This is a genomic window from Bacteroides difficilis (genome assembly GCF_048319815.1).
Classification (GTDB): Bacteria; Bacteroidota; Bacteroidia; order Bacteroidales; family Bacteroidaceae; genus Bacteroides; species Bacteroides zhangwenhongii.
The window spans coordinates 2891362-2911032 of record NZ_CP182814.1; the positions used below are offsets into that span (position 1 = coordinate 2891362).

Annotated in this window: 13 protein-coding genes and 3 pseudogenes; 10 read left to right on the forward strand and 6 right to left on the reverse strand. The window is 39.3% G+C overall.

Going from position 1 to position 19671, the window contains the following annotated elements; all coding sequences use genetic code 11:
• Positions 1–3 precede the first annotated feature (3 nt).
• Positions 4–1008: a hypothetical protein gene (locus ACNOGP_RS10795; RefSeq protein WP_418212864.1), complete on the reverse strand. Its 1005-nt coding sequence runs from the start codon at positions 1006–1008 to the stop codon at positions 4–6.
• 786 nt (positions 1009–1794) lie between these two features.
• Between ACNOGP_RS10795 and ACNOGP_RS10800 the strand changes: the two genes are divergently transcribed.
• From ACNOGP_RS10800 to ACNOGP_RS10815, 4 genes are all read left to right on the forward strand, one after another.
• Positions 1795–2988 carry a hypothetical protein gene (locus ACNOGP_RS10800; RefSeq protein ID WP_418212865.1) on the forward strand — a complete coding sequence of 398 codons (1194 nt, stop codon included), beginning with the start codon at positions 1795–1797 and terminating at the stop codon, positions 2986–2988.
• Between the two features lie 37 nt (positions 2989–3025).
• Entirely contained in the window at positions 3026–3832 is an 807-nt protein-coding gene (locus tag ACNOGP_RS10805; RefSeq protein WP_418212866.1) for a DUF3805 domain-containing protein, read from the forward strand.
• 32 nt (positions 3833–3864) lie between these two features.
• Positions 3865–5733, forward strand: coding sequence for an ABC-F family ATP-binding cassette domain-containing protein (locus tag ACNOGP_RS10810; RefSeq protein WP_287668910.1), 1869 nt, complete (start codon positions 3865–3867; stop codon positions 5731–5733).
• A gap of 68 nt (positions 5734–5801) precedes the next feature.
• On the forward strand, positions 5802–6641 hold the full coding sequence (locus tag ACNOGP_RS10815) for a histidinol-phosphatase (protein WP_418212867.1): 840 nt from the start codon (positions 5802–5804) through the stop codon (positions 6639–6641).
• Here the strand turns inward: ACNOGP_RS10815 and ACNOGP_RS10820 are convergent.
• From ACNOGP_RS10820 to ACNOGP_RS10830, 3 genes and pseudogenes are all read right to left on the reverse strand, one after another.
• Positions 6630–7766 carry a type II toxin-antitoxin system HipA family toxin gene (locus ACNOGP_RS10820; RefSeq protein ID WP_418212868.1) on the reverse strand — a complete coding sequence of 379 codons (1137 nt, stop codon included), beginning with the start codon at positions 7764–7766 and terminating at the stop codon, positions 6630–6632. The two genes, ACNOGP_RS10815 and ACNOGP_RS10820, sit on opposite strands and share 12 nt — an antisense overlap.
• Positions 7750–8076, reverse strand: a complete 327-nt coding sequence (locus ACNOGP_RS10825; protein WP_270541931.1) for a helix-turn-helix domain-containing protein — start codon at positions 8074–8076, stop codon at positions 7750–7752. Before ACNOGP_RS10825 ends, ACNOGP_RS10820 begins: the two co-directional genes overlap by 17 nt.
• Before the next feature lie 213 nt (positions 8077–8289).
• Positions 8290–8780, reverse strand: a pseudogene (locus tag ACNOGP_RS10830) (site-specific integrase); the annotation flags it as partial.
• 838 nt (positions 8781–9618) lie between these two features.
• Between ACNOGP_RS10830 and ACNOGP_RS10835 the strand changes: the two are divergent.
• The 6 genes and pseudogenes from ACNOGP_RS10835 to ACNOGP_RS10860 form a co-directional block, all read left to right on the forward strand.
• Positions 9619–10125 carry a hypothetical protein gene (locus tag ACNOGP_RS10835; RefSeq protein ID WP_418212869.1) on the forward strand — a complete coding sequence of 169 codons (507 nt, stop codon included), beginning with the start codon at positions 9619–9621 and terminating at the stop codon, positions 10123–10125.
• On the forward strand, positions 10122–11201 hold the full coding sequence (locus ACNOGP_RS10840) for an AAA family ATPase (RefSeq protein WP_418212870.1): 1080 nt from the start codon (positions 10122–10124) through the stop codon (positions 11199–11201). Before ACNOGP_RS10835 ends, ACNOGP_RS10840 begins: the two co-directional genes overlap by 4 nt.
• Positions 11202–12077: a hypothetical protein gene (locus ACNOGP_RS10845; protein WP_418212871.1), complete on the forward strand. Its 876-nt coding sequence runs from the start codon at positions 11202–11204 to the stop codon at positions 12075–12077.
• A 637-nt stretch (positions 12078–12714) separates the two neighbouring features.
• Complete coding sequence (locus ACNOGP_RS10850) at positions 12715–14691, forward strand: hypothetical protein (protein WP_418212872.1); 1977 nt, start codon at positions 12715–12717, stop codon at positions 14689–14691.
• A gap of 89 nt (positions 14692–14780) precedes the next feature.
• On the forward strand, positions 14781–15032 hold the full coding sequence (locus tag ACNOGP_RS10855) for a hypothetical protein (protein ID WP_418212873.1): 252 nt from the start codon (positions 14781–14783) through the stop codon (positions 15030–15032).
• A gap of 159 nt (positions 15033–15191) precedes the next feature.
• Positions 15192–15974: pseudogene (locus ACNOGP_RS10860) on the forward strand (PDDEXK nuclease domain-containing protein); the annotation flags it as partial.
• A gap of 188 nt (positions 15975–16162) precedes the next feature.
• Here the strand turns inward: ACNOGP_RS10860 and ACNOGP_RS10865 are convergent.
• Entirely contained in the window at positions 16163–18274 is a 2112-nt protein-coding gene (locus ACNOGP_RS10865) for a BT4734/BF3469 family protein (protein WP_418212874.1), read from the reverse strand.
• 474 nt (positions 18275–18748) lie between these two features.
• Positions 18749–19657, reverse strand: a pseudogene (locus ACNOGP_RS10870) (IS3 family transposase); the annotation flags it as partial.
• Positions 19658–19671 lie beyond the last annotated feature (14 nt).

A 19671-nucleotide genomic window follows, 5' to 3' on the forward strand; every position in this document is an offset into this window, starting at 1 on the left:
AAATTATTTGTATTCAGTAATCTTAAAGATTGTAGGATGTATATACTCTTCTGTTCCTAAATAAATTTCAATCTGTTGTGAATTGAAACCATGATTACGCAATATTACTATACAATCTTGATTTATTCCATTTCCAAATTTTCCTTTACATAAAAAACTTAATGTATATTCATTTTGCTCTATATGTTGATTCCATAATTTTTTATTAATAGTTAATTCGAGCTTTGGATCTCCAATTCTGCTTTTTAACATAAAACATTTGTTAGGAACCCAAATTAATATAAGATCACATTCTTCCCATTTATTCCAATTGAGTGAGGCTGAATTACAAATGTAGATCTTATTGTTTTTGTCGGTTACTTCTTTTATGAATTGTTTGAATGTGCTTAGAGGAACGTCTTGTCCCTGCCATTCTACTTTACCAACACTTTGGATGTTACCATGAAAATCGATATAAGCCGTATATCCACACCCAGCGTCTGCACTACAATATTTATTATCAGGATTGTAACAAAAGAAACTTTTGCGTATCTTTATAATATCATGATTTATAGACTCTATGTTAGCGGCAGGAATATCTAAATCAAGAAAAGAACCATTTATTGTATTCAAACAAATGGTTGTTCCGGTTGCTATTGTATTTGAAAGACCATCACCAGCTATTAGAATTTTGCTTTTATCTCCAGATACATAACATGAATCTATGATGCCACGAAATATAATCGGTTTTTCCGTATTAGTGCATTTTATGCCTTTGTCACTGTTGCATATGATAATGGGAATAGTGGTTCTTTCTAATAGATCATATTTGAAAAAACTGTCATAACAAGTAGTATAATAAGCGTCATGATGTAAATAATAAATGCAATGACGTTGTATGTCAGGATATATTCCGACAATTGTATGTTGTTGAACATCTAGTTGATTGAAAAAAAATGATATTTCTTTTTGAGCGTTTGGAATAGTACATTTTTGTGCATTTCCAAAATTTGTACATAGTAGAAACATGATTATCCATATTTCCCTCTTCTTAAAATAGAAGTTGATAAGGAGATCTAATTTCAAAGAAAAAATATGTCTCATTTTCTTTAAATATTCTTCCAGTAGATTCCCCAGAACCGGATGGTTCATCAATTAGAAAAGTTAATGTTTATATAAAAGAAAAGCGCGGGAATCTGTACCTGTTACTCGTCCCACACTTCAAGGCTCTCGCATTGCCCAATCTGTCTGAACGAGCAACGCAGAAGCCCACGCCGATATGTATAACAAACCATGTATACTTTTATTTCAAAGCACACTTAGAGGTATAAACATATCCCGTAGACATCTACTATTGCTTTGCTTTTGACAGATTTTCAAAACTTGCGAGATTCTGAAGTGTCAAGACAAAACGTTAAGTAAACGTCTTTCTCTATATAAATATATCCCCATACCACCCTTTACCTCGCAAATTGAGGTGTCGGCGTGAGAGATGCGGCAAATATATGCAAAAAAATGTGATTAAAGATGTTTTTTTTCTTTTTTTTTATACGCTGTGAAAATAGGACTGTGATAAAGAATACAAAATCATCTATACTTTTTCTTTTTTAATAATATAATTGTTTATTCCTTATTACGTGTTATCCATTAGTAAATGGACATTGTATAATGGGGGATGGAGTAGTTAATGTTTTCTGAATATATTTTATGGAAATATTTAAATCTTCTGAGATTGTATTATTCAAGAAACAAACAATATATTATCTTTGTTAGCGAGAAAAGATAGAGATGTTTGATTAATAGATACTACAAACGATGATAAAAGTTGACTTGAAACGACATAGACGCGAAGTAATAGGTGCGGTTATCGTGTTGCTGCTTCTGCTTGGCGGAGTGTCCGTCTTTAAATATACCACATTCAATCTCGGTTTTGAGATTGTTGATGATTTGGGAGGAAATATCTTTCCTTCGGCTATTCTTTCCGTAGCCACAACCGATGCGCAAGTCATTATCCCGTCGGATTCCACCAGTCTGGGAAATCCGAAATCCTGCATTGCCATTCGGGTAAAGTCGCGGGCGGCATATAGCCGGGTAAGGATTGAGGTGGCTGAAACTCCTTTCTTCTCCCGCTCCGTCTCAGAGTTTATCCTGAACAAACCACGAACGGAATATACGATTTATCCGGATATAATCTGGAATTATGAAGCATTGAAGAACAACCTTCAGGCGGAACCCGTGAGCGTTGCCGTGACAGTGGAGATGAACGGAAAGGAATTGGGACAGCGGGTGCGTACATTTTCCGTGCGCAGTGTCAATGAATGTCTGTTGGGCTACGTGGCGAAAGGTACCAAGTTTCATGATACCGGCATTTTCTTTGCCGCCTACGTCAACGAAGAGAATCCGATGATCGATCAGTTGCTCCGTGAGGCGTTGAATACCCGCATTGTGAATCGCTTTCTCGGTTATCAAAGCAAGGCTAAAGGAGCTGTAGACAAGCAGGTGTATGCGCTTTGGAATATATTGCAGAAGCGGAATTTCCGTTACAGTTCGGTTTCCAATACCAGTCTTTCGAGCAATGTCGTGTTCTCTCAGCGTGTCCGTACGTTCGATGATGCGCTGGAATCTTCGCAGATTAACTGTGTGGATGGCAGCGTGCTGTTTGCCTCCTTGCTTCGTGCCATCAATATCGATCCTATCTTGGTGCGTACGCCGGGACATATGTTTGTAGGCTATTATACCGACAATTCGCATACCGATATGAACTTCCTGGAAACAACGATGATCGGTGATGTCGATCTGGATGATTTCTTTCCCGATGAACAGCTGGATTCTACGATGGTAGGCAAATCACAGAACGAGATGTCATTGCTGACTTTCGAGAAATCAAAGCAGTATGCCAATAAAAAGTATAAGGAGAACGAAGAAGGTATTCATTCCGGAAAGTTGAACTATATGTTTTTGGAAATCTCCAAAGAAGTACGCAGGAAAATACAGCCGATAGGAAAATAATTCGTATTTTTGCCAAGTAATCAAATGTAGAAAAAGAATGCAAGGCAAGAAATTTATCTCTCCCGGAGCATGGTTTTCGATGAACTATCCTTCGGACTGGAATGAGTTTGAGGATGGCGAAGGCTCTTTTCTCTTCTATAATCCCGATGTGTGGTCGGGTAATTTTCGTATTTCCGCATTCAAAGGTAAAGCCGGTTATGGCAAAGAAGCCATCCGGCAGGAACTGAAAGAGAACGATTCGGCTTCGTTGGTGAAGGTCGGGGCGTTGGAGTGTGCGTATAGCAAAGAGATGTTCCAGGAAGAAGGAACTTACTATACATCCCATGTATGGATTACAGGCATTGACGATATTGCTTTCGAATGCTCGTTTACCGTACCCAAAGGTGGAACGGTGAAAGAAGCCGAAGAAGTCATTGCCACGTTGGAGATACGTAAGGAAGGACAGAAGTATCCGGCCGAATTGATCCCCGTCCGCCTTTCCGAAATCTATCAGATTAATGAAGGATATGAATGGACGGTATCTACCGTGAAGCAGGAATTGAAGAAAGATTTTCAAGGAACGGAAGATGACCTCGAAAAACTCCAGCAGATAATTGACAGCGGTAAGATCGGTCCGAAGAAAAAAGACGAGTGGCTGGCTATCGGTATTACGATCTGCACGATCCTTGCCAATGAAGTGGACGGTATGGAATGGAAGACATTGATTGACGGCAACCGGGAAGCGCCGGTTCTTCAATATAAGAACGGCATTATCGACCCGATGAAACTGACATGGAGCAAAATAAAAGTCGGAGAATCTTGCAACGTCATAGAAACTTATAAGTCTGCGCTTACTGCCGACTAACCTTAATCGCTAACTCCTAATCACTTACTTACGTGACAGTACCTTATTTACAGATAGATAACCTGACCAAGTCCTTCGGTGACTTGGTCCTTTTTGAAAATATATCTTTTGGCATTGCTGAGGGGCAGCGTGTCGGATTAATAGCAAAGAACGGCAGCGGAAAGACTACGCTGCTGAATATCATCGCCGGAAAAGAGGGCTATGATAGTGGAAGCATTGTTTTCAGACGCGACCTTCGGGTGGATTATCTGGAGCAGGACCCGCAGTATCCCGAAGAATTGACCGTGCTAGAGGCCTGTTTCCATCATGGCAACAGTACCGTTGAGCTGATAAAAGAATACGAGCGTTGTATGGAAACGGAAGGACATCCGGGACTGGAGGATCTTCTGGTTCGTATGGACCATGAGAAAGCGTGGGAGTATGAGCAGAAAGCGAAGCAAATCCTTTCGCAACTTAAGATTCGTAACTTTGACCAAAAGGTGAAGCAGCTTTCCGGTGGGCAATTGAAGCGTGTAGCTTTGGCAAATGCACTGATTACCGAACCGGAGCTGTTGATTCTTGACGAGCCTACCAACCATTTGGATTTGGATATGACCGAATGGCTCGAAGATTATCTTCGCCGTACCAATCTCAGTCTGCTGATGGTGACTCACGACCGTTATTTCCTCGACCGTGTCTGTTCGGAAATTATTGAAATAGATAATCGGCAAGTGTATCAATATAAAGGAAATTACAGCTATTACCTCGAAAAGCGACAGGAACGGATGGACGCTAAAAGTGTGGAAATAGAACGAGCCAACAACCTTTACCGTACGGAACTCGACTGGATGCGCCGAATGCCGCAAGCGCGCGGACACAAAGCCCGTTACCGTGAGGAGGCTTTCTACGAATTGGAGAAAGTGGCGAAACAACGGCTCCGCAACGATAACGTAAAGCTGGAAGTGAAAGCGTCGTATATAGGAAGTAAGATATTCGAAGCCGACCATTTGTTCAAGAGTTTCGGGGATTTAAAGATTCTGGATGATTTCTCCTATATCTTTTCCCGTTATGAGAAGATGGGGATTGTGGGAAACAACGGAACCGGCAAATCGACTTTCATCAAAATATTGATGGGACAGGTACAGCCTGATAGCGGTACGGTGGATATTGGTGAAACGGTTCGTTTCGGTTATTACTCGCAGGACGGACTCCAGTTTGACGAGCAAATGAAAGTGATTGACGTGATACAGGATATTGCCGAAGTCATAGAGCTGGGAAATGGGAAAAAGTTGACCGCTTCGCAATTTCTGCAACATTTCCTGTTCACTCCCGAGACCCAGCACAGCTATGTCTATAAACTGAGTGGAGGCGAACGCCGCCGCCTGTATTTGTGCACTGTCCTGATGCGCAATCCTAATTTCCTTGTGCTGGATGAACCGACCAACGATCTTGATATTATTACGCTGAATGTGCTCGAAGATTATCTTCAGAACTTCAAAGGTTGTGTGATTGTGGTTTCCCACGACCGTTATTTTATGGATAAGGTCGTAGACCACTTGATGGTTTTCAACGGACAGGGAGATATTCGCGATTTTCCCGGCAATTATAGTGATTACCGTGATTGGAAAGAAGCAAAGGCGCAAAAGGAGAAAGAAGCCGAAAAGCCGCAAGAGGAAAAGACTGCCCGTGTCCGTCTGAACGACAAGCGTAAGATGAGTTTCAAGGAGAAGCGCGAATTTGAACAATTAGAGAAAGATATAGCCGAACTGGAATCCGAAAAGGCGCAGATTGAGGAGCTTCTTTGTAGTGGTACCCTTTCTGTTGACGAACTGACGGAGAAATCGAAACGTTTGCCCGAAGTGAATGATCTGATCGACGAGAAAACAATGCGTTGGCTGGAACTCAGTGAGATAGAAAGCTAAGCAATGTCGATAGTAAGAAAAATGAATAAACCGGTATAACTCGAATAACCCTTGAATAAACCGAAAAGATGACAAACTTGACTAATTATCATAGCCATTGTCTGTATTGCGACGGACGAGCCAATATGGAAGATTTCATTCGTTTTGCCATTAGTGAAGGTTTTTCTTCATACGGCATTTCCTCTCATGCTCCGCTTCCATTCTCTACTGCATGGACGATGGAGTGGGATCAGATGGATGATTATCTTTCCGAATTTTCCCGGCTTAAAGCAAAGTATGCTGATGAGATAGAATTGGCTGTCGGCCTTGAAATAGACTATCTGAATGAGGAAAGTAATCCTTCGTTGTCTCCTTTCCAAGAATTGCCTCTTGACTATCGCATCGGTTCCGTTCACATGCTGTACTCTCCGGAAGGAAAGGTGGTAGATATTGATACTCCGGCAGATCATTTTCGTGAATTGGTTGATGCGCATTTTGGTGGCGATCTTGATTTCGTTGTCCGCCTATATTATAAGAATCTGCTCCGTATGGTGGAGCTGGGTGGTTTCGACATCGTAGGTCATGCCGATAAAATGCACTATAACGCTTCCTGCTATCGTCCGGGTTTGCTTGATGAAGCATGGTATGATACGTTGGTCCGCAATTACTTTGCGGCGATTGCCGAACGCGGTTATATTGTGGAAATCAATACCAAGTCTTATCACGAACTGGGTACGTTCTATCCGAATGAACGTTATTTCTCTTTCCTAAAGGAACTGGGTATTCGGGTGCAGGTAAATAGTGATGCGCACTATCCTGAAAGAATAAATAATGCCCGCTTCGAAGGATTGTCCGCTCTGAAGAAAGCTGGCTTTACTTCTGTGGTGGAGTGGCATGGGGGGAAATGGGAAGATGTGTTATTGGCGTAGATAAAAGATTTCCGAGTAATTATTTTTATAATCTTCAGATAAGATCTCACCACAATGTTCGGCTATTTGTCTGATTATAGACAATCCTTTTCTTTTAGGGATACGGATGCTTTCTCCGACCAGTAACATATCATCGAGGGTTGGCTTTCCATTATTATTGACAGATGTAGCATGTTCACCATTATATCCGGTAGAACACAAGGTAAGATCATAGGCAGGTGCTAAAGACCATTTACCGTTTTTATAGACAAAACTGAAATTTTTGGCATGATCGTCTTTGTTATCTGTGAATACGTTGAACACCATACGACGGAACATCTCGTCTACTTGGAGAGGGTCTTGTGTAAGAAAGCCGGTAAGATGAAGTAGTGTTTTGTAATCTAATCTTGGTTGGAGGATCGATTCATTTAGGAGTGCTCCGGCCGTTGCAATGTGTAATCGTTCGCCAGCTTCGATATCAAAACGTTTTGTGGCAAAATATTTGCCTTCCAATAGTTTGAAATCGGGAACAGTGATCCCGCACTGGCGGGCTATTTTATTATATCGGTATTCCATAACTCCCATATCTTTTGGGTCGTAAGTATGTCTGAATTTTACCAACCATGAACCTTCGGTATCATGTAACAGGCATTTAGGACGGCAACCACCTGAATTACCGCTATTAAAGTAGAGAATATCTTCATCTTTATCTGATTTTTCAGACAATACATTCAAGGCTATTTGTTGAAGGTTGTCCAAATCGGGGAGTGATTTTTCTTCTCCGATATAAGTTTCAGGAATATAACATAGAGCTCCCATACCAGAACAACCGACGATGCTCAATCGTTGGATAGGAGTTAGTTTCATATCGTCTATTCCTTGTTTTTTCAACAGACGGTTCAGTAAGTAGCGACCATAACCATCGGGTAGACTGTCCTCAAAAATACCAAAGTTGCCCCAAAAAGGTTCGGGACGGGCAATAAACAAGTTAGGTTTTAGCGGTAACTCCAATGGAGAGATGGAAAAACCGTTAATTAACCATTCTTTATTGTATTGGAAAGCGCAAAGACGGTTATCGGGAGTCATAGTTAACTCTCCCACAACTTGTTTGTGATAAGTTACTGTTAGCTTATTTATTAATCTCATTACGTCCTCGCTTCCTGTTTTTATTTCGGTTGATGGTATCTAGCTCTTCCATAGTATTATAGAGTGGCTCTGCTAATAAATTTTTAATTGATTTAGAGTATCCCAACGCTTTTGCCAATGCTACATACGAAGCCAAAGAGATAGTATGCTTTTGTTCGAACTTTGCGATTGTTGGTACGGGGATTCCGCTCAATGTAGATAAAGCATCTCTTGACAGACCTTTTTCCAGTCGGCGCTGTTGAAGATTTTGTGCTAATATGATTAGCAACTCTTCTGGGGTGTCTATATCAAAATTGTATAGTAAAGGCATATTATAGTATTTCTTAATATTGTATTAGGTTATTATTGGATATTATTGTATCTTATACAAAGATATTCCTATTACTTGAAATTTCAAAATAAATAAGCTGTTATTATAAATGTCTCTCCCCATACAATATTACGACCAACAGCAGAAGAGAGGGCTTTCGATGAGAAGATAACCGATAATGGTATGTCACTGATAATAATCGTAAGACTTTGATGTCTTTATATCTATGTAACTCAACCCGGTGAAGCAGCCGAAAAGGAACATGTCACGGACGAGGTTTGTCTGCTTGTCCACAAACACGGTATTGGCTACGGTTTGCAGTTCTTCCTCCGTGAGGTAGCCCCGGTCTGTCTCTTCCATTTCGAGCTTGTACTCGCTGAACGGGTCGGTGCGGATAATTCCCCTGCGCCAAGCCTTGTCGGTACGTTTCTTCTTCTCCCACACGAAGGATTCGAGGTGCTTGTAAACGGTCAGGTACTTGTTATAGGTGGACTTCGCACGGAGTTTCTTTTCCACCATGTCGCCAAATTCCTTGTTCATGGTCTGGAAGTCTTTCAGGATGCAGTTCTCCATCACGCCGATACCAAAAAGGCGTTGCGCACTTTCTCGGAAGTGACAAAATCGTCCGCCCGGAGTATCTGGTAATAGTGGTTGTTGATTCGGGCTTTGATTTCTTCCAATTGCGGGTTGATTTCTACGGCTTGGTAATTACTTTCCCGTTACCACGAGTTATGAAGAATTACGCAAAATAGTGAAACAGAACTGATTACCGTTATGGTAGGGTGTCATGGGTTAGGTAATGACTTAGTACCTGAACTATGGCTTAACCCTACTTTTGGGGGCTTTTTTTGCCGGAGGCTGTTTCTTTCCGCTTTGCTACTAAGATGCTGACCTGCTTATTTTTAAGCTAAATTTTGCTTTTCTTTGCGCCTAATCCCGATTTTTTTGATAAAATAATTAATATCTATGTTTTGGCTGTATATAATTTAAAATTATGTATTCATATCTTCGGATATTGAATGATTTATGGTATCTTTGTGAATAAATGGGATAGAAATAAAACATGTTTGTTATGGCAGTTATAGGATATTTGGTCTTGGGAATAATAATATTGGCAGTTGTTGGGTATTTGTTTTATCTTTTGCGAACTGTTATTGTAGTGGCTACTCTATGATTTCAAATCACAATAAACGGAAAAAGTCAGCTAAGAGAGCCATTAATTATAAATTATCTGTTGATGTGGTTGATTCCATTCTTTTGGCCGTTTCTTATTTTTCAAACATTTTTCCGTGATAAGCCGGCGGGTGTATTGAATGAGTATGACTATGAGCAATATTTGAAATCCAATGGGAAATAATAGATTGAATTTTTTTTGAACGGCTATATGGTCCAGAAATAGGTGAGAGATAAACTTTACTAGGTTACTACCAAAAAGGTTAGATATGCTAAAAGGAAAGGCATAGTAACAGACATGCAAAATAATTTTCTTATATTCGCATATTATTTAGCTATTATATAGACTGGAAATAAAGAGTGATTGATATGGACATCAAATTATATACAGAAAATGTCAAAATCATAACCGAAAAATGGTCTTTTTATCAATTGAAAGAATGGAAAGATAAAGGGAAACTGATTTTTGGTAACGAGCCCTCCAGTAAGGTATGGTCACAAGATCGGCGTGCGAGGTGGATTGAATCAATCTTGATGAGTATCCCCTTGGCTCCCATTTTTACTAATATGGACTATCAAGGCCGTCTTGTGATTTTCGATGGGGTTAACCGTTTGTCTTCCGTTTTTGCTTTTATAGATAATGAATATTCTCTTAAGAAGATTCCAATTCTTAACAAGTATAATGGGATGAATTATACTGCTCTTCCGCCATATCTTCAAAGCAGGATTAATAGTGCTTCCATTCAACTTTGTATCATTAAGCCCGGAACAGATGAGAAAGTTACTGCCAGTATTTTACAACGGGTAAATATACAATCAACCGCTATAGATAAACGAATGATTGTGGAATCATTAAATAAAATAAATAAAAAATGATAAGAGCTCTCGATATTTTTGATTATAAATGTTTGCATACCGCAGAAATGATGTTTGGAAAATTGAATCTTATAACAGGAAAGAATTCTAGCGGTAAATCTTCTGTAATTCAAGCATTGAAGTTGTTTGCAGACAATTTAGAGAATAAGTCTACTAGCGGATCTAAGGTTACTGTTTCCAGTTCACAGTATGACATACGTCCATTCAGTGAAACTTGTAATATATATACTGTTTCTTCTGAATATGTAATTAAAGTTCTCTTGGGAGATTCACACTCTTTTAGTATGACTTTTACTCCAAGTGACGAGAGCCGGGTGAATACAATGGTTACCGTAGAAGAGAATGTTCTCAATGCGGATGACAAAGAGGTTTTTCCAGCTATCTTCCATTTACCTGCTACCAGAATAAATAATCAGGATATCTATTTGATGAATAATACTCCGAAAATTCCATTGGGAAAACAAGGAGAGTTTGTCATCGATTATTTCTTTAATCACCGTCAAGATCGATTGGATGATAAATTATTAGTGGCAGAAACTAATGATAATTTTTTGGATACCCAAGTAAACCATTGGCTATATAAGTTAACAGGCTATACGATGGAAGTAGAACGCAGAAGCGAACAGTATGACGTATATTTTAAAGATTATATAGGTAACAGGATTCGCCCTTCGCAGGTAGGCACAGGAGTAGGCTATATTGCTGCCGTTCTTATCGTGTGTTTGGGCAGTCCTATCGGCAGCTTTATTGCGATTGAGAATCCCGAAATCCATTTGCATCCAAAAGCTCAATCTGATCTAACCGAATTTTTGGCAATAGTAGGAGCCGCCGGTAATCAATTGTTGATAGAAACACATAGCGACCATATTATTAACGGTATGCTGGTCAGAGTCAAAGAGGCGGAGGTTATCAATAATGATGACTTGAAGATTTATTATTTTGAGGAGGATGACGACTGTGAGAATTGCATGGCTCCAAAATTGTTGGCTGTTTCTCCAAAGGGAAAAATATCTAAAGCGCCAAGAGGCTTTTTTGATCAGATTCAGATTGATTTACGTAAATTATTGGGCATGTAAATGGAAGAACATTCAGAATTATTTTTGCTCTTGCCTGAATCGGAAACGAGCATGCGTACATCGGCTTTCCTGACATTTAAGCAAAAGAAGGGAAAAGATGAGTTTGAGAAGATTATTGAGGGTATTGGTAAAGTTCATGACTTTTTTGACTATGAATGTTGTTTAATGCTGTATGACTCCTTGAACAGGGATGCTTTTGATTCTTTGCTGCAAGAAGTAGATGTATCGGATGAGTATCCGAACCTCTCTCAGACTTTTGTTGTATTCATTAGTGAGTGGGATGATTGGCGAGATGCTCCTGAACAATTGGAGGAGGATGAATATGTATTGGAAAGCAGTCCGATATTAAACGATTCGTTTTGCGAAGTGGTTAAACGCGTGGATTTGCATAGTACAAATACATATCTTCTTTTAAATGCAACAGATTACACTCCTAAAGATCAAAGAGCGTGCCTCGGTTGTAAGAGTCAAGGTATAATGCATGACCATGACGTGGATGTATGTAAGCTGGATATAAAGGATATTTATGTTTGGTTTGGGAATAACAGAAGGCCCATTCGGAGCTATCTGTCTAATAAGAAGAAACATGGCGAAGAGGGAAAAGGAGGAAGAAAAAGGCAAAAAAATGGAGACTCTGTAGGGCGTCTGCTGTGTAAAGATGAAGAAGCGGAAAAGATGCTTCACATGGCAATTGGAAAATCTCCGTTGTGTACTAAACTGTTTTGCTATGATGAAGAACGTGAGAAATATGTACAGTTTATGAATACTTCACAAGCGGGTATAGAAGGAAAATATCATGCTTTCCATATCGAGGTGAATCAATTTCGGGCTGATGAAATCAGTATTAAAAAGAAAATTGATGAACTAAGAGGATAGTAGTAATGTGTTTTAGGGAGAGGAAAGATGATAAAAAATTGTCTGAACAATTTAACTGCTTAAGTTTAAATTGTGTGAGATAGTAGTTTGAGAGCATTCTCTTTAACCTCTTTGATGTATAGAACCAGAATGATCGGGTCAATATATTTTTTATTTCTTCTACATGTGATATGAAGGTGAGGTTATCTGAAATTTAGTATTATTCAAAGTTAAGAATCGTTATACCTTTTTCTCAATAAGCTAAATATCAAATTTATGAAAACTTCTTTTGATAATAATAGTATGGTGAGACGTTACTTTTGCACTTTCAAATGCTTACAGTTCAGACATTATACTATCCCTCAATTTTTAAAGTCAAAGAGACGCTAAGATTTAACTCACTCTGATAATAAAATAGTCATTCAAAATTCATTTAACAGTTAAGTGGAAATCTGGTTAATGTTTTCCGATGCAGATTATAGAATCTAATTATTGGCAAAAAAATATTTTTTGATAATAATATCATATAAACTTTTTATGCAATATAATATATTTGTATCTTTAGACATAAATTATAAACTCATGAACCTTACTGAAGGTACATTATTGAGATTTATTTAGTTTTAAATAAATAGGTTCATCAGCAATACTTACAGTTATGAAAAAAGACACAGTTCAATTATACAAACTCAATTGTTTTTTCAAAAATGGGGGTATGATTGAAAACAGAGTTTTTAACTCTTTATTAGATTTAAAAAATATCCAAGTGTACAAAAGTATACTGTTTAAAAATTGTATGTTCTCTAAAACTATATTGCTATCAAATACACAATTAGAAGAAACCATCAAGTTTGTTGATTGCACCTTTAAAGGTGATTTTATTATTGGAGATGATGAAAATAATCAGACATGCACCAAAACTAACCAAAATATCGAATTTACAAACTGTATTTTTCATGGTCAAGCCTCGTTTGACGGACTACTATGTTTAGGAAGCCTTGTTTTTTCTAGATCAGAATTTCAAAAAAAAGCAAGCATTAAGTATGCAAATATTGCAAACAAGCTCGATATTATCGATTGTATTTTTCATAATAGTCTAGATTTAAATTCTACCAAAGTCGGTCTTGCTATTTTTATAGAAAACCCAATATTTGCTAGCACAGATGGAGAATTGGACATTAACGCAGTAATTGCTCAAGGCTTTATTGTTGAAGGAGGTTTCTTTAAATGCAATAAAATCCATGGTGACATTTCAACCAAGGAATATTTTACTTTCACATATTACAAGTTAGACAAATCTGTCAACTCAAAGGAGAAACTTACTCTAATAGATAGTAAACATAGTATTGCTGAATTAGCTATGGATTATGGTGTAGCTTTAAACCAGGATTATATAAATATATTAGAAACCAATGATTTTTTTCTAAAGTTTCTATACGAAGATGCAAATATCAGGAATAATGGTTTGTTTTATATTGTAAAAGAAAACGATGCGTGTTACGACTTATACAAAGGAACATATATTAAAAATGAAAAGTTGGATCTATCTTACTCCAATTTCGGAAAGAAGATTCAAATTAATGCCGTATACATTGAAAGTCCTGAAATTCTATTTGATTATGTTACATGTAACCATTTGGATTTTGTAGATTCCCATTTTGACTCTCAGTCCTTTTTTTCAATGGTTTCAACTGAATTTCTAGGAGACTACAGGTTTCAAAGTTGTACGATTATATCTGGATCGTTAATGTGTAACGGGATTAAAGCTAGAAATATATTCCTACAAGATGTCCTTTTTAAAATGCTCAAAAGTACAGATGATGTAAATAAGTCTAATATAGATTTTTCCTTTGGAAAGATATCAAATACTTTTCAGATGAAAGATATTACATTTTCTTCTACTGAACAAAATCCATATTTGAATTTCTGTTGTACGGAAGTAGGTTTCAAATTTTCTATTGACAATTCATTCAAAATAGAAAAACCTATAAAAGTCATGATATTAGATATTAACTCATCAAAATTTAAAAATTTTGTTATTAAAGATGTCTTAACAGATTCAGATACCTATGTTTTCAATTTCAACAATTTTTCCTTTGATGTTTGGTATGACGCTTGCGAGAATGAAACAGCCCGATGGCAGCAATTAGTTAAAAGACAAACTCTGCAATATTTTACAAGAGATATTTATGTAGAATTAGAAAAATATTATAGACATAAAAATAATGATACAATAGCAGATGAGATATATTACCATGGAATGTATGGAACCTATTTAATTAAGAAAAATCAATGGAGTATTATAAGGCGCACTTTAGATTTCTTTTGGAGAAGTTTTGGATACGGACTATATCCCTTGCGAATTTTTTACATTATTCTAATGTTCATCACATTAGGTACAATTGCAGTGTATTATAGTCAAAGTTATACTTATTTTAGTATCATGGCATTGTTTAAATGCATAGTTCAAAGTATCATAGCATTTATTCCTTTTGAAGGTTTTACCGGTCTAGACATCAAGTCCTATACACAAAATGGATTTATTTCTCTATATATGAACATACACAAAGTTTTTGGATATATTTTAGTGCCTTTATGGATTGCCGGCATGACTGGTATAATGAAGAAAAAGTAGTATCATCCATTCAATGAAAATAATAAAGATGTCGATGTGTTTTTTATTTGTGCCCAGGATAGCTCTGAGATTGCACAATATGCCGATACATGCAAGGTGAAATCGACCATGTACCTGATCAATCAAAACAGGAAAAGAAAGCTGGTAAGCTTTTACAATCCGATAAAAGCTGCATGCAAATTTCTGAAAAAAAGCTGGGTATTAATTCCGATAAGATGGGCGCATCAGATTTTTGTATTATCGACAAGGGGAATAAAATCATTTCGCAAACTAATTGGGAAATGAAAGATGACGAATATTTCAAGCAGTTAAATGCAAATTTTAAAACTGTGGTTGATTAACATGAACTGCGGAATGTGGAAATAATAAGGGATATTCCTTTTTGCGTTTATGGGGTTCATGGTTGCTATGTGTTTTCTATGGGCTTTTTTATCTCTTATTTGCGACATATTTGCGACACGTCTTATTTGGCGATAAGGTACAACTTAGATTGATATAAACCAATTACGCAATCAGTGATTGCGCAATTAGGCGAATATAATTTTACCCTCCCTATCAAGCATTTGGGCTGGATGCACAACCTGATACTCTTACAGCAGGTCAAGGATATTCGCGCACGGTATTGGTATATGGTACAAAGTATTACATCGCATTGGAATACACGCTATCTGCAAGAAGCCATAAAGTTGGACGATTACGGCAAGCATGGAGCATTGGCAAATAATTTTACCGAAACACTGCCTGCACCGGAGGCAAACGATGTAAAATCCATGCTCAAAGACCCGTACATATTCGATATGCTGACTTTCACCGACCAGTACAATGAGCGTGATGTGGAAATTGGTTTGATGAAGCATGTGGAGAAATTCCTTGTGGAAATGGGAGCTGGATTTGCCTTTATGGGGCGGCAGTATCACATCGAGGTATCGGGCGATGATTACTATATCGATATATTGATGTACAATGCTTTCTTGCACCGCTATTTAGTGATTGAACTGAAAGATACAGAGTTCATGCCGGAGTATATCGGCAAACTGAATTTCTACTGTTCTGCCGTGGATGATATTCTTTGCCGTGAGGGCTACAACCGTACCATTGGACTGCTACTTTGCAAGAGCAAAGACCGTATCAAGGCGGAATATGCCTTGCGTGACATTCAGAAACCCATCGGTATATCCGACTACGAATTAGGACAAGCCTTGCCTAAAGACTTCCGGGACAGTCTGCCTACGATTGAAGAGATTGAGAAAGAATTGGAAAATGACAACGCACCTGATAATTGATAAAATCAGATAGAACTACTCCGAAGCTGTTATTATAAATGTCTCTCCCCATACAATAAATCAACTTTTCTCTTTCAACCTATCACTACTGCTCTGAAATCCTTTATTCATCATGCTTTCAGAACGGTGATAGGTTGTGTGTCACCTATCACCGTATCTGTCACCTATCACCTCTATAATATGTATATTTATACTCTTTTAGGCTTGGTACGTACTACTTTATACACATTTCCACGTTTCGTATGTATGGAAGGTACTTGATTCTTCTGTAATATTCTGCCAAATTGTATAATATTGCAATTGGAAATACGGATTCTACTGTCGTGTTGTATTTGCTCCATTATTTCAATCGCGAGAAGTTGTTCGTACGCTTCTTCCCCTTCTTTTGCAGCCCGGAAATACTCATGGAATAATTGTTCGGCTATCGGCATTACTTGAAATTCCTGATTGTTTTCGGTCATAACCTCCTCATCTTCTTTGTTGAACCAATAGCGTTCACCTTTGTAAAGGTCGTGCATGGCCTGCGCATACAACTGCTCATAATCAATGGGAGAGCAATCTATCGGCCCTTCTACGTAAATCACGATATATCGACGGCTGCCGGAAGTATCGGTCAGCAAATCTTTGTGGTTGCTTGTTCCGATGAAAGAAGCGTAACGGCGTAACTCTTGTGTGGCTGTGCCATGCGGACGGCGGACATTGATGACGGGTTTCTGAATGATATGCTTTAGAAAGGCCTGTTGACTTTCCCGGTTTTGGTCGAATTCGTCCATATTGATTAGAGCAAAGCGATTCAGAGCCAGTTCTGCATCCCGTTTGTTGCTGAAATCGATATGATCGGTATAATATGCTTGTAACTCGGGTGGAAGCAGGCTTTTGCAGAAAGTGGATTTCCGGTATGCCTGCGGTCCGACAAGTAGTGGAACCGTGCAGTTGGCATATTTACGATCAGTCTGTCTCCAATGTGCTACCATATTCAGAAACCAGCGATAGAATAGATCGGGCCAATGTATGTTATTGCAAGGAATGCGGACTGCCAATTCACGGATTCGGTCGCGCCCGTCCCAATGGACATCCAGACCGAAAAGAAAATCTTCTATCGGGTTGAAAATCGGGACACGGTCGGAATCCAGATAACGGACCACGTCTCTATCCCAAAGATTGAGCCCTTCCAGACGTGCGTTCATGGCAATACTGTTACGGATACGGTTGTTTATCGGACGGAAACAGAAACAAAATGTGTTTCGTTCGCGATACTCTGTTGTGGTAGTCATGGTGTTGTAGCGGAACTCATATCGTCGTTGCATATACTCTTCCGTCCGAAGTTCCAACTCCTGTTCTGTGGATAAAGGAGTTTGCTTCCCGAATCCTTTTGCATCCATATATACATTCTTCACAGTCTGCCGTATCAGGAATGATTTGTTCTTGGTGTAGAAATGGGCAATGCACCACCGTGCAGTCTCTTCTTCGGGTATGCCCGCCTGAAAGCAGTTTTCCGCCACTTGGACTAACAGAGGCTTGAGATCTTCGTCAGAGTGGGCATGCAATCTGGGATACAGTTCGTTTAAGGATTGATAGGCTTTCTGTAAGGCTGCCTCGAAAAGGGCTGATAAAGTATCGAAACTGTCATATCCCGGAATTAATCGTTTGAACGGTGATGTTTCAGCTTGTACCGATTCTTTATAAGTCGTTTCCGAAGGCATTTCCATAGGTTGGCGCATATAGATAACGGTGGCTTCGGGGTTGTAGTAAAGTTCCGGATCGTAGGTTTGCCGACAGTATTGTTCCAATGTCGGATTTTTAAGTTCGATAGGATAGGAGAGTACCGGTTGATACAGGCTGACGGCTTTTCTGTAAGCGTGTGCCTGAAACATTTCCGCTTCTTCCCGGCTGGCAGGGAGAGTCTTGTCCGGTCGTGTGAATTGTATCCATATTTTCACGGAATGTCCGCCGGATCCCATAAAGGCAGCGAATGTTTGCGAGAGTTCTGCCGCTTCCTGTTTGATACGGTTTACTTCCAGCCGGTTGGCAAGATGATTTACTTCTATTTGTACCAGTCCGTTGTATGCGGACATTTGTGCTCCATTGGTGGTTTTGCGGAAAACGGCAGCAGGGATAATCTTGGCTATTTTCTTACTCTCTTCCAATTGACAGTCCGGTGATGCGTAACGTATGCTCGTGCGTAGATTGCTTATCGGTCGGGCTTTCGTTTCATGCTTCATCGCTTCTATCTGTAGGTTTATATCCAACGTCCGCATGGTCGATGTTCCGCCGTTGTCCCGCATCAAAGTTAATTTCATGATAAATGTATTAATTGTTTGTGCCTCTCTTTTGAAAGGTCAACAAAGGTAATATTTATTATCTTGTATACCAAGAGATTTCTACTTTATTGCGGTCAATGTGTCTGCTTCGAGCGGTAGAACTGTCGGTTGCTATAGGAGAACTGGTTGTTTCAAGCGTGGAAACTGGAGTTTCATACGTATGAAACTAGAGTTTCTGCTACTTGAAACTAAGGTTTCTGTTGCTTGAAACTAAGGTTTCTGTGTGGTTTAATGTTTTTAGTTGACCACTTTAAAGCTTATTTTCAAAGTCGGTTGACTCAGTTAATACTTATTTTTATTACAAGTTGACGCTCTTTTTTCGCTATTTGCTATTAAGGTTGACTTAAAAAATATCAAACAATAGCGAGGAGATTATCTTAGGGTATGATTCCTCTCTCCCTGCGGTTGTGTAGGACATTCTTTGTGGGTCAATGCAAAGTTAGTGATATTTCCCTAAGTTGCAACCTCTTTGATGGCTTTCTCGCGGTAACTGATCCATCTTTTTTTTATTTCTCCAACCTGCTTGCCCGCCTCTGTCGGCGTCATTCCGTCCAGACTCATGTGAGGCCGTTCGTTGTTGTAGAAGTCTATGGCGGCTTCGACGGCAGCTTTCACCCCGTGGATGCTGAAAAATTCCATATCCTTGAGCAGTTCGTTTTTGATGGTGTTGTTTACCCTCTCGGCCACAGCGTTGTCCTTCGGATCCCCAGTTTCAGTCATGCTGATCTTGATGCCGAGGCTCTTCAAGCGACCGGTGTATTCGTAGCTGGCGTATTGCACGCCACGGTCAGAATGATGGATGAGAGTGTCTTTCAGGACTTTGACATCCTTTATACGTCTCAGGGCCATCTCCAGAGCCTCCATCGGGTATAGAGTTTCCAATGTTGCGCCAACGCTGTAACCGACAATCTCCTTGCTGTAACAATCTGTAACCAGTGACAGATAGCAGAAATCATATAGACCCTTTTCCGGTACAGTCCAGAATGGTATATAGGTGATATCGCTTACCCATAACCGGTTGGAGGACTCTGGGATGAGCCGTCGTGTCAGGTCGGGATAGGTAGGATAGGCATGATCGGAGTTCGTGGTGCGGGCGCGGCGCTTCTTCTTGCGTACCTTGAGGTTGTACTTCTCGACGATGTCGTAGAAACGGTTGTAGCCCACACCGTGATCCTTACCAAACTTCTTGTTGTACATCTCCCACAGCTTGCCCCCGCCTATACCGGGATCTTTACCGCGGATTTCCCTGATATACTCCACGCAGAAAGCCTCTTCGGCCAGTCTGGACATCAGGTTGTCCACATGTTTGTAATAGGCTTGTTTGCTCTTACCAAGCAGTCCACACAGCGACGTCACAGGATAAACCCTGACATCGC